The sequence below is a fragment of the Rhodococcus sp. P1Y genome, assembly GCF_003641205.1.
In the GTDB taxonomy this organism is placed as follows: Bacteria; Actinomycetota; Actinomycetes; order Mycobacteriales; family Mycobacteriaceae; genus Rhodococcoides.
This window is the reverse complement of sequence record NZ_CP032762.1, coordinates 4,093,933-4,105,941: the sequence shown is the minus strand read 5'-3', so window position 1 is coordinate 4,105,941 and position 12,009 is coordinate 4,093,933. Positions and strand designations below refer to the sequence as shown.

10 protein-coding genes are annotated in these 12,009 nt (G+C 63.7%); 5 read left to right on the top strand and 5 right to left on the bottom strand.

Annotated features, from left to right (window positions below):
- Window positions 1-7 precede the first annotated feature (7 nt).
- Both D8W71_RS18860 and D8W71_RS18855 read left to right on the top strand, forming a co-directional pair.
- Window positions 8-982, top strand: a complete 975-nt coding sequence (locus D8W71_RS18860; RefSeq protein ID WP_121115573.1) for an ROK family protein — start codon at window positions 8-10, stop codon at window positions 980-982.
- A gap of 116 nt (window positions 983-1,098) precedes the next feature.
- A complete protein-coding gene (locus D8W71_RS18855; RefSeq protein WP_121115571.1) occupies window positions 1,099-1,836 on the top strand; it encodes a lysophospholipid acyltransferase family protein in 738 nt (245 codons plus the stop codon).
- 11 nt (window positions 1,837-1,847) lie between these two features.
- On the opposite strand, the gene D8W71_RS18850 is transcribed toward D8W71_RS18855, so the two are convergent.
- The gene (locus D8W71_RS18850) at window positions 1,848-3,122 is read right to left on the bottom strand and encodes a glycosyltransferase 87 family protein (RefSeq protein WP_121115569.1); all 1,275 of its coding nucleotides are present in this window, start codon (window positions 3,120-3,122) and stop codon (window positions 1,848-1,850) included.
- Between the two features lie 24 nt (window positions 3,123-3,146).
- Between D8W71_RS18850 and D8W71_RS18845 the strand changes: the two genes are divergently transcribed.
- Window positions 3,147-3,632 carry a polyadenylate-specific 3'-exoribonuclease AS gene (locus D8W71_RS18845; protein ID WP_121119541.1) on the top strand — a complete coding sequence of 162 codons (486 nt, stop codon included), beginning with the start codon at window positions 3,147-3,149 and terminating at the stop codon, window positions 3,630-3,632.
- A 65-nt stretch (window positions 3,633-3,697) separates the two neighbouring features.
- A complete protein-coding gene (locus tag D8W71_RS18840) occupies window positions 3,698-5,086 on the top strand; it encodes a class II 3-deoxy-7-phosphoheptulonate synthase (protein ID WP_121115567.1) in 1,389 nt (462 codons plus the stop codon).
- Window positions 5,087-5,089: 3 nt separating this feature from the next.
- On the opposite strand, the gene pknB is transcribed toward D8W71_RS18840, so the two are convergent.
- Entirely contained in the window at window positions 5,090-7,069 is a 1,980-nt protein-coding gene (pknB, locus tag D8W71_RS18835; protein WP_268959873.1) for a Stk1 family PASTA domain-containing Ser/Thr kinase, read from the bottom strand.
- 203 nt (window positions 7,070-7,272) lie between these two features.
- Between pknB and D8W71_RS18830 the strand changes: the two genes are divergently transcribed.
- Window positions 7,273-7,644, top strand: a complete 372-nt coding sequence (locus tag D8W71_RS18830) for an Rv2175c family DNA-binding protein (protein WP_121115563.1) — start codon at window positions 7,273-7,275, stop codon at window positions 7,642-7,644.
- Here the strand turns inward: D8W71_RS18830 and D8W71_RS18825 are convergent.
- The 3 genes from D8W71_RS18825 to crtI all read right to left on the bottom strand — a co-directional run bounded on the left by D8W71_RS18825 (window position 7,616) and on the right by crtI (window position 12,004).
- Window positions 7,616-8,629: a phytoene/squalene synthase family protein gene (locus D8W71_RS18825; protein ID WP_121115561.1), complete on the bottom strand. Its 1,014-nt coding sequence runs from the start codon at window positions 8,627-8,629 to the stop codon at window positions 7,616-7,618. The two genes, D8W71_RS18830 and D8W71_RS18825, sit on opposite strands and share 29 nt — an antisense overlap.
- Window positions 8,622-10,262, bottom strand: coding sequence for an alpha-(1->6)-mannopyranosyltransferase A (locus D8W71_RS18820; RefSeq protein WP_236077503.1), 1,641 nt, complete (start codon window positions 10,260-10,262; stop codon window positions 8,622-8,624). Before D8W71_RS18820 ends, D8W71_RS18825 begins: the two co-directional genes overlap by 8 nt.
- Window positions 10,263-10,447: 185 nt before the next feature.
- Complete coding sequence (gene crtI, locus D8W71_RS18815) at window positions 10,448-12,004, bottom strand: phytoene desaturase family protein (protein ID WP_121115559.1); 1,557 nt, start codon at window positions 12,002-12,004, stop codon at window positions 10,448-10,450.
- Window positions 12,005-12,009: the final 5 nt, after the last annotated feature.

The following is a 12,009-nucleotide window of genomic DNA, read 5'->3' as shown; positions in this document are numbered from 1 at the left end:
TCCGAGAATGAAGCGGCAGCGAGAATCGCACACGATCGGCATCGATGTGGGCGGCACCAGTTTGCGGGCATCCGTCGTCGATGCGTCCGGCCAGGTCATCGATTCGACGCAGTCTCCGACTCCGCATTCGGCCGAAGCGCTCGAGCAGGGACTGGAGCGAGTGGTACGCGAACTCGCGGCACGTCACCATGTCGCCGCGGTCGGCCTGGCGGTGGCCGGCTTCGTCGATTCGGACCGAACGTCGGTCCGATTTGCTCCTCACCTGCCGTGGGTCGACAGCCCGGTCGCACGCCGCATGAGCGATCGTATCGGCCTGCCGGTCCTGCTCGAGCACGACGCGAACTCGGCGGCATGGGCCGAATACCGTTTCGGGGCAGCGGCAGACGGCCACAACGTCGTCATGGTCGCGATCGGCACCGGAATCGGAGCGGCTCTGCTGATCGATGGCAGGATCTACCGCGGCAGTTATGGCGTCGCGCCGGAGTTGGGGCATATCCAGGTGGTACAGGACGGCCGCGCGTGCCCCTGCGGAAAACGTGGATGTTGGGAACGCTATTGCAGTGGAACAGCTCTCGTGGATACAGCGGTCGAGTTGCTCGCGGCGGATCACGGATCGTCCACGATCCTTGCGCGTGAGGTATTTCTCGACCCGGGTTCGTTGACCGGCCGGAGGATCGCGTCGGCAGCCCAGGACGGCGACGAGATCGGCAAGCAAACGATGCACGAGTTCGCGCGGTGGCTCGGAATCGGGCTGTCCATGGTGAGCGACCTCTACGACCCGGATCTGATCGTGATTGCGGGGGGTGTGGCGACGTCGTCGAGCCAGTTCTTGAACGAAGCAACCGAGCACTGTGCACGGTCGGTCACCGGCGCGGGTCACCGCCCCCTCGCACGGATCAGAGCCACCCAACTCGGTGAGGCGGCAGGGATGATCGGTGCGGCGGATCTTGCCCGGTCTGCGTTCCTGACCACCGTGCGCTGACGGACTCGATGTGAAGTCCATCGCCCCTCGGCTGTTGGTGTGGCTGGCGTCATAAACGGTAGGTACAGTTTCCCGTGGACCCTCGCCGTGTTTGTTTTCTCCTCAGGAAGGACGCCATGTGGTACTGGCTGTTCAAGTACGTCTTCATCGGTCCGATCCTGATCGCGCTCGGTCGGCCGTCCATCGAGGGCGTCGAGAACATCCCGGCACGTGGTCCCGTGATTCTGGCGAGCAACCATCAGGCCGTTCTCGACTCGTTCTATCTTCCCCTGAAGGTGCAGCGACGCATCACATTCCTGGCGAAGAGTGAGTACTTCACCGGATCCGGAGTCAAGGGCGCATTTCAGAAATGGTTCTTCACCGCGGTAGGCCAAGTTCCGATCGACCGAACCGGAGCGGACGCGGCCCAGGACGCACTCAATGCCGGCGTTCGGGTGATCGAGAAGGGCAAAGTGCTCGGCATCTACCCGGAAGGGACTCGGTCGCCCGACGGCCGGTTGTACAAGGGCAAGACCGGAATGGCGCGGCTGGCGCTGCAAACCGGCGTTCAGGTGGTGCCGGTGGCCATGATCGGGACCGACAAGATGAATCCAATCGGTTCGAAAGTATGGCGTCCGGCGAAGATCACCATCAAGATCGGTAAGCCGATCGACTTCTCCCGGTTCGAGGGGCTCGCGGGCAATCGGTTCGTCGAGCGTGCTGTAACAGACGAGGTCATGTACGACCTGATGTTGTTGTCCGGCCAGGAGTACGTCGACGTGTACGCCGCGTCTCTCAAGAAGACCGCCACCGCGTCGACCGAAGCTGCGACCCCGGTCGACCCGGAGCGTGTCCCTGACACACGCGCTAGCTGACGGCGGCGTCCTTACTGGGCGGTGGAGCGCGCGGGCGCGTCGACGAGACGCAGGGTCACGGCTGTCACGCCGAGTGCTGCAATTCCCCACCAGACGTACGACGACGCCGCCACCTGATCCCACAGCGGCCATCCGAGTCCCGAATAGCGACCGACGGACAGCGTCCAGTGTGGCGCGAAATGCAGTATGACCACGCCTGTTCCGACAAAGGCCAGCACCGCGTAGCGTCGCTGCCGGTACGCGAGGGTTCCCAGGGCGACCACGAACGGCACTGCCCATACCCAGTGATGCGACCAGGACACCGGCGACACGAGTAGACCGAAGATCGCGTTGGCGCCGAGAGCAAGGGCGGTCTGGCCCGACGAGAACGCTCGGCGCATGGCTACGGCTGCGAGTGCGAGAAGGGCGAGCGACAGCACAATCCACAGGATCGAACGCAGCGAATCATCCAGACCCAGTCGGGCGAGCACACCTGTGACGGATTGATTCGCTGGGTACGCCGGCCGCCCGATTCTGTCCGAATCGATCAACGTGTCGGTCCAGTACGTGATCGAGTCGGAGAAGGTCGCGAGGAAGCCGAGCGCGGTGAATGCCGCGAAGCTGACGCCCGAGATCACCGCGGCACGAAAGTCTCTGCGTAGCAAGAAGAACAACACGAACACAGCTGGTGTCAGCTTCACCGCAGCCACGAAGCCGATCAGAACTCCGCGCGGCCACGGTGTCTTGCGGGGCAAACAGTCCGCCGCGACGAACGCCATCAGCACGATGTTGATCTGTCCGTAGTCGAGCGTCGAGAACACAGGTTCGAGGATCAGCGAGACGGCGAACACTGCGCCTGCCGCCCACAACAGAAGGGTTCGCGGGGCGTACCCGAGAGACCTGAGCGTGAGAACGATCGTCCCGAAGAGGAGCGTCAGAGACAGAACAGTCACCACGATGCCGGCCCAGTACAGAGACAGGGCGGACAGGGGACTGAACAGGACAGCCGCGATGGGCGGGTACGTGAACGGAAGGGTGTTGCCCAACTGAGTCGGTGGCATCTCGCCGTACAGCGGTGCGTGTGCCGCGAAGACGCCACCACCGAGACGGTAGACATCGAGATCGATTCGGTAGTACGAACCCAGCGCGCGAAGTCCGGGTAGGCCGACGAGGTTGTAGGCGATTCCGGCCAGGGCCGCCGCGGTGATCGACACACACGCGATCACCGCTACCGCGTGTGGAACGGCGCGCCGGGGCGTCCTGGGGGTCGCCGGCACATGCGCGGTGGTCTCGGGTGTGGTCAACATCGTTCCTTGGTTAGGGTGATCGGTGTGCGCTACTTCTATGACACCGAGTTCATCGAGGATGGTCGCACAATCGACCTGGTCTCGATCGCCGTGGTCTCCGAGGACGGTCGCGAATTTTACGCCGTCTCCACCGAGTTCGACCCCGAGCGTGCAGGTAAATGGGTCAAGCGCAACGTGCTTCCCAAGCTGCCACCTTACTCGTCGCCGCTGTGGAAGAGCAGATCAGCGATCCGTGACGAGTTGCTCGACTTCCTCGTGCCGTACCCCGGCGCGGAGGTCGAATTATGGGCCTGGATCGCCGCCTACGATCACGTAGCGCTGTGCCAACTGTGGGGGTCGATGACCGAACTGCCGCGGGCGCTCCCCAGATTCACGCGCGAATTGCGTCAGCACTGGGAAGATCGTGGAAGCCCGTACCTGCCGCCCGCGCCCGACGACGCGCATGATGCTCTCGCCGACGCCAGACACAATCTCGTCAAGTTCAACGCTGTCGAGGCTGCGTCGAGTTGACTGAAGGCCGCGGCGACGAGGGTGCCGCGCGCCGACACCGGAGCGAGAGGCAATATCCTGTAGCGGTGAACTGGACTGTCGACGTACCCATCGATCGCTTACCCGACCTTCCGCCGTTGCCGGGTTCGTTGCGTCAGCAACTCGACGATGCTCTGGCCAAGCCCGCGGCGCAACAGCCGTCCTGGGATCCTGCCCAGGCTGCCGACATGCGCAAGGTGCTCGAAAGTGTTCCGCCGATCACCGTCGCAGGCGAAGTCGAGACTCTGTCCGATCAGCTGGCCGCCGTCGCGCGCGGTGAAGCGTTCCTGCTGCAGGGCGGTGACTGCGCCGAAACGTTCGTCGACAACACCGAGCCGCACATCAAGGGCAACATCCGCACTCTGCTGCAGATGGCAGTGGTGCTCACCTACGGCGCCAGCATGCCGGTGGTGAAGGTCGGCAGAATTGCTGGGCAGTACGCCAAGCCGCGCTCGGCCGATGTCGATGCCCTCGGTCTGAAGTCGTACCGGGGTGACATGGTCAACTCGATCGTCGCCGACGAGGCCGTCCGCAAGCACGATCCGTCGCGATTGGTACGTGCGTACGCAAATGCCAGCGCAGCTATGAATCTCGTGCGGGCACTGACCGGCGCGGGCATGGCCGATCTGCACAAGGTGCACGACTGGAACCGTGAGTTCGTTCAGAATTCGCCCGCAGGTGCGCGATACGAGGCGCTGGCCGAGGAAATCGATCGAGGTCTGCGGTTCATGGATGCCTGCGGCGTCAACGATCCGAACCTGGAAACAGCGCAGATTTTCGCCAGCCACGAAGCGCTGGTTCTGGACTACGAACGCGCAATGCTGCGGCTCGACGACGCGAACGCGGAACACCCGAAACTCTACGATCTGTCCGCGCACTTCCTGTGGATCGGCGACCGAACTCGTCAGCTCGACGGCGCCCACATCGCTCTTGCAGAGTTGATCAACAACCCAATCGGTCTCAAGATCGGGCCGTCGACTACTCCGGACATGGCAGTCGAATACGTCGAACGACTGGATCCCACCAACAAGCCTGGACGGTTGACTCTCATCTCTCGTATGGGCAACGGCAAGATCCGTGAGCTTCTTCCGCCCATCATCGAGAAGGTCCAGGCAACCGGGCATCAGGTCATTTGGCAGTGCGACCCCATGCACGGCAACACGCACGAAGCGTCCACCGGTTACAAGACGCGGCACTTCGATCGTATCGTCGACGAAGTACAGGGGTTCTTCGAGATTCATCGCTCTCTGGGAACGCATCCAGGGGGCATGCACGTCGAGCTGACCGGTGACGACGTCACCGAGTGTCTCGGCGGCGCACAGGAGATCTCGGATCTCGATCTGGCCGGACGTTACGAGACAGCGTGCGACCCGCGACTCAATACACAGCAGTCGTTGGAACTGGCGTTCCTCGTCGCCGAAATGCTGCGTGGCTGATCGTCACGGCAGCGATACGACGGTGACGCTCGATCCCGGGGCTACGCGAGAGCCTGGCCCTGGGGTCTGCGACACCACGAGTGAACCGTCGGTGTCGAACACCTGACGGACACGAACATCGAGTTCGAGACGCTCCAACGTCTCACGCGCCGACCCGACCGACCGGCCGAGCAGCGACGGCACTTGAATCGCGTTCGAGACCTGCAGGCGCACACTGCTTCCCGCAGTCACGCTCGTACCGATCTCCGGCGATGTCGCGCTGACCTTGCCACCGTCCGTGCTGTCGTCGAACGCGATGTCGGTGGCGGACACCGTAATTCCCACCGAATCCAAGGCCGCGACTGCCTCGTCCGCCGACATTCCCGACACATCCGGGATGTCGACTGGGGGAGCGCCTTTGGAGCGCAGTATCTTGACCGAATCACCGACCGAAAGCGTGGTTCCCGGCGGGGGTTCGAGCGCGGCGACCCCACCCACCGGAGTCGTCGTGCTGAAGGCATCGCCGCCGTCGACCGGTTCGAATGTGCGCTCGCGCAATTGATCCTGCATCTCGCCGATCGACACGCCCGGTGACACATCCGGCACGCGTGGCTGCCCGAGTGAGACCAGTAGGTACACCGTTTGGCCCCTGGCGACGCGCACACCGGTTGTGGGATCGCTGCCCAACAGCGAATCGACCGGGACCGAATCGGAATACGTACCTCGGGTCGCACTGGTGAGATCGGCTGCCACGATGGCACTCTCGGCCCCGGTGAGATCGAGGCCACCTACCTCGGGAACGGTCGTGTACCGACCCGAACCCATCCACCAGCCACCTACTCCGACAAATACGGCCAGCAACGCGACGACGGTCAACCAGATGACGATCGCGCGACGTGAGCGCTGCCTGTCGGCGTCGAAATTCGGGAATTCGTACTGTCGACGTCCGCCGCGGTCTGGAACCTGGACCTCGGAGTAGTCGTTGCCGCGCGAGGTCGGCGCAGTATGCACGCGGGTGTGATTGGGCTCGATGTCCTGCTGTACCGGCGCCGGAACTGCGCGAGTCGGGGGAGCGGGCGGCGGCCGGTGTCGATCACCGGCGAAGGTGGTGGGCGCCCCCAACGCTGCGGCGCTCCTGTGCTCCGCCGACCGCTTCGGCGCGGGGACGCGATACGGAGGTAGTTCGAGCCGTGCGCAGACCGACCGAAGTGCACGGGCCATGTCGTCGGCGTTCTGGAAACGGCCGGCCGGATCGCGGTTCGTCGCGCGCGAGACGAGTTCGTCGAACTCCTGCGGTACGCCTGCGATGAACGTGCTCGGCCTGGGGACGTCGTTGTCGATTCGCTGGTACGCGATCGACAGCGACGTGTCACCGGAGAAGGGTGTGCGCCCGGTGAGCAACTCGAAGAGTACGACTCCTACGCCGTACACATCGCTGCCTGCATTGGCCGACCCAGTCGTGACCTGTTCGGGCGACAGATACGCGGCTGTGCCCAAGATCACCGAACTCGATGTGGCGTTCGACGCCGCAACCGCGCGCACGAGCCCGAAGTCGGCAATCTTCACGTCGCCCGAATCGGACACGAGAATGTTCTCCGGCTTGACATCGCGGTGGACCAGACCGGCTCGGTGCGCCGTACCGAGTGCGTCCAGGACCGGACGAATCACCGCTGCAGCGGCATGCGGAGGCATCGGACCGCGCTCTCGCAGGAGCTCGCGCAGTGTTCCACCCTCGACCAACTCCATCACCAGAAATGCGAACTCGCCGTCGCGGCCGTGGTCGTATACGGCCACCAAACCCGGGTTGTTGAGCCGCGCGACCGCCCGGGCCTCGAACTCGAATCGCGCGACGAACTGGGGATCCTCGGCGAATTTGGGATCCATGATCTTGACGGCGACCGGACGATCGAGGCGTGTGTCGAGCGCGCGGTACACCGTGGACATACCGCCGCGGGCGATGGGGGCGTCTATCCGGTAGCGCCGATCCAGTAACGAACCTGCCAACACGGATGCACGCGGGTCTCCCCGCAGGCTCCACTCCTGGCCGGATGTCACGTCGTCTACCTCCTGAAAGTTCACTGGCGTTTTCGTTCCCGTCGCGCTACCTAGGCGATGGTAGCCAGATTTGGTATCGGCTTCGTCTCGGAACCGACGGCACGCGTACGGCATTTTCGTATCTCGAGACCCAACCCGTTAACGTTACTGCAGTGAGCACAATCCCTTACTCCGACGACGTCCTGGATCCATCGGTTTCGCTGTTGCAGCTGGCCGACGTGAGCAAGATTCTCGAGGTCCCCAAGTCCAGGGTCGAACAAATGCTCCGAGATCGTCAGCTTCTGGCCGTCAAACGAGACCGAGTGCCCGGTGTGCCGGAGGTCTTCCTGAACGCAGCAGGGAAACAGGTTGTCAAAGGACTCCCCGGGCTTCTCGCCGTTCTGCACGACGGGGGATACGAAGACGAAGAAATCCTGAAGTGGCTGTTCGAAGCGGACGACAGTCTTCCGGGCACTCCGATCGACGCCATGCACGGCGATTTGATGCGTGAAGTGATCAGACGCGCGCAGTCGATGGCATTCTGACGGAAGAGTGGGTTCGGAGAGCGGTCCACCCGGTGGACACCAATCGTGGACCCGCGACCGAGAGACGGCGCCACCCTGGGACACGCGCTCGCTCGTACAGCACGCGGTAGCCGTTGTCCTCGACCTCGCGCAGGATTCCGCCGTACAGCAGTAACGCTGTTCGCATTCCTGGGCGTACCCGCGGGTCGAGCATGTCGATGCCGGGCTCGGCGACGCGGTAGATCGCGCGCGTGTGGGCGATGAGGTGGGCAAGTGCTCGGTCGATGCGAGGATCGGTCCGAGACTCACGCCTGCACCAGCGCAGAAGCTCCTCGTCCACCCCGAACGCGGCCAGCTCGTCGGTCGGCAGATAGATTCGGTCGCGATCGAGGTCCTCGCCCATGTCGCGAATGAAGTTCGTCAACTGGAACGCCTCGCCGAGCGCAGCGGCAGGTGCCTCGGCGTCCGCGCTTGTCGACCCGAGGATGGGAAGCATCTCGAGGCCGATGACAGCTGCGGATCCGTACATGTACTCGGACAGCTCCTCCATCGTTCGATACCGCGATCGGAAGACCTCCGACCCCGGTATGTCCATCCGCATCGAGTGGAAGAACGCGTAGAAGTACTCGTGGGGGATTTGGTATCGATCGACGGTGTCGACGAATGCCCGTAGGACTTGGTCGGAAGGGCTGATTCCGAGTTGCTCACCCCTCAGAGCGTCCCGGACTCGTTGCTCGAGCACGTCAACCTCGGCGCCTGCGCGTCGGTCGGCGGGTGCGATTCGAGCGTCGGGCGACGGATCTTCGGTGAGTGACCCGTCGACATCGACGTCGATGATGTCGTCGACCATTCGTGCAAATCCGTACAGCGCGTGCACCCCTGCCCGTCTGTCGACGGGAAGTAGACGTGTGGCGAGAAAGTACGTCTTACCGTGGCGGGCGTTGAGGCTGCGGCACAGCATGTACGCATCGTGCAGAGCTGGGTCGATCGCGTCGAGTTCACCCACGGCTTCGCCCGCTAGTCTCGCGTGCCACCGACGAATCTCCGGGTGCGGAGGTGGTGGCCGGCTTACCGCGCAACCTCAGTGGATCGACCTTCGTCAGCGACAGCGCAGCGACAACTGCGGCGAACGTAGCGAGTGCGACGTGCGCGACGGTGTAAAGGCCGATCGAGCCGTCGGGACGGAAGACGAGCATCAACCAGGTGGACAGCCCGACCAGAATCATCAACGTTCGCGTGGACAATGCGAAACCCGCAGCCAGGGCCAGGGGCCACGAGTAGTACCACGGCAACGCCGCAGGGGAGAGAACGACGATCGCGACGAGAGCGATGACTATGCCTTTGACCGCATCACGCTCGGTACGGCGATAGAGCCACCAGGTTCCGACGATGATCACGGCGAGCGCTACGGCACACAGCAGTCGGGTCACTTCGAGAACGGGGCCCAGGCGCGAGTCGAGGAACCACGAGGTACTCACGGTGACCAGGTGCGCCAGAATCGTGGGGAGGGACAGCCAGTTGATGATCTTCGCCGAGCCGGACAACGCGGTGAGCCAACCGATGCCGACACCTGCCGCCAACGATGCGACCGCGAATACCGCAGCGAACACACCTGTGCCTGTACCCGCTGTCTTGACGAAGGACATGACGGGGGACATGGGCTTTCTGCCTTCGGCTTCAGCTTTCTCGCGTTCGTGAATCATCCAGATCCAGACCATGAAGGGAAGTGCCAGACCTGCGGTCGCCTTGATCGCGACCGCAATCGCAACGAGGGCAACTCCTCCGACATGTCTGCGTTCGAGCACGAGCACAACTCCGGCAGTCATCAGTCCGACCATCAAGAGTTCGTTGTGGACTCCGCCGATGAGATGGATGAGTACGAGCGGATTGAGAACTGCGAGCCACAACGCGATCGTCGGCTTCCCACCGAGATGAGACGCGAGCTTCGGCACCGCCCACATCATCAGCGCGAGTCCGGGCAACATCGTGACGCGGAGCAGCATCGTGCCAGCGATCACGTTGTCGCCGGTGACGGCGGTGATCGCCTGACCGAGAAGGAGAAAGAGTGGGCCGTACGGCGCGGTAGTCGTCGTCCAGACATTGCTCACGTTGTCCAGGAGAATTCCGGGATTGGCCACCGGTCCGACGGCATACGGGTCGAAGCCGTCGCGCAGCAAGGCCCCCTGCGCGAGGTACGAATAGGCGTCGCGACTGAACATCGGTACGGACAGCAGCAACGGCGCAGTCCATGCAGGAACAACCCAGCGGAGTTCGCGGAGAGTTGTTCGCCCACCCAGCGTCGCGCGCCCGAGCCGTACCCACGCCACGATCATCAGGACGACGCCGAGCCACACGATGATGCTCGAGAGAATGAGCCCGTGTCCGAAGCGAAGCCACGACAGATGCATCGATTCCAGCAACGGGTCACGGCGTCGGACGCTTCCTGCACCGAAGCCGCCGAACGTGATGAGGGCGGCGCCGACGAGACCGAGGATCGCTGCGTGACCTTCCGGGCTGCGTAGGAACAAGCCCAGGTGGCGAACGGACGACTTTTTCGAGTCCACGGAGGACGCTTCGGTTCCGGTGGTCGGGTCGGGTTGCGCCGTACCCGAGGCCGGGGAACCGTGGACCGAGGACATAGCGGCGTCCGTCCTCCTCTCCAGATACTCGACCCATGCTCGATAGCACGGAATGGACGGCCGCCGGGTGAACACGAGGTTCACGCTCGATGGCCGCAGTCAGTTTAGTGGGTACGACGCGATAGTCCGAACCATCCCGACGCAGAACGTCGATGTCATCGCATCTCGGCCGCCGCGTCGCGTAGTCAGCGGATTCGTTCTGCGGCCAGTTTGCCCGACACGAGGACAGTCGGCACCCCGACCCCTGGAGTGGTCGCCGAACCAGCGAGCACCACGTTCTTCAGGCCGCGCACGACGTTGTGTCTGCGAAACGGGCCCGTCTGTCGGAAGACGTGTGCGGATGAGAAAGGACTTCCCAACAGCATTCCTCGGTCGGCCCACGTCTGCGGCGTGTCGACGTGGTCGACCGTCATGGTGGACATACCGCGGTAGCCACGGCGCTCCAACTCTTGTTGAAGTTCCCGAACGTAGGGATCCTGCAGACGAGTCCAGTCCAGGGGCGCGCTCCTCAGGTTGGGGCACGGCGCGAGGACCGAGACGGGTTCGCATTGTTCGCCACCTCGTTCGACGAGCAGAGCCCGATCGGTCACCGAGGGCCTCGTGACGAGCAACGAGGGGTCGGCCATGAGAGTGCCCTTCCCTCGGCGGGCGGTGATTCGTGCGAAGGTCGACGACCATTCTGCGCCGAAGTCGATCGTGTGGTGCGACGAAGCGGGCCACATGTCCGTGACGCGAGTCGGAACCGTGCCGTGGAAGACGACGGCCGACGGCGACACTGTCCCGTATCCGCGCCCCCGTCCACGCGCGGACACGGCGGCACCGTCGAGCAACGCGTCGACGACGGGGAGGTCTGGAGTCAGGATCAGGGCGTCACACGGGTAGACGGTTCCATCGGACGTTCGAACCGACGTTGCTCGCCCTTCCCGCACGTCGATATTCGTCACTTCGGCGCCGGTGACAACGGTTCCGCCGTTTCGGGTCACGGCGTCGGCCATACCGGCTGCGACGGTTGCCATGCCTCCTTCGGGGAAGTACACGCCGAGGGAGGTGTCCATGTGCGCGATCGCTCCGTAGACCGCGAGGGCCTTGGCGGGCGCCATGCCCGCATACAACGCTTGGAAGGTGAACACGCGTCGAAGTCGTTCGTCCTTCAGGAATTTCTCCACCCGCGGTCCGAGCCGGCCGAATCCCCCCAGCCGCGTGATTGCGAGTGTGTCGCGAAGCGCTGACGGCGTGGACACCAGGTCGAGGGGAGAATCGAAATTGGAGTCGATGAACCGATCGAATTCGGCGTCGAAGATCGATGCCAGCCACCGCCGAAGTGCGCGGTACCCCTCGGCCTCGGCGGATCCGCATTTTCGCGCGACCTCCTCGGCCATCGCTTCGGGGTCGGAGAAGACATCGATCGACGATCCGTCGGCATACCGCGTGTGATAGCTGGGGGAGAGGGCACACAGCGAGATCTTCGGAGACACCGAGTCGAACGACTCTCCCACCGCGGCGAGGGCGGACTCGATGAGATCGGGCATGGTGAGAACACTTGCCCCGTTGTCGATCTCGTACAGGGTCTTGCCGTCGTCGCCCGTCACGGGGTAGACCCCGACTCGGCCACCGACGGCGGCCTCGCGTTCGATGATCGTGACGCGTTTGCCTGCACCGATCAGATGCAGCGCCGCCGAGAGTCCCGCGAGGCCTGCGCCTACTACGACGATCGTGTCCGTCGGACCGTTTATGGTGCGCACGTGTA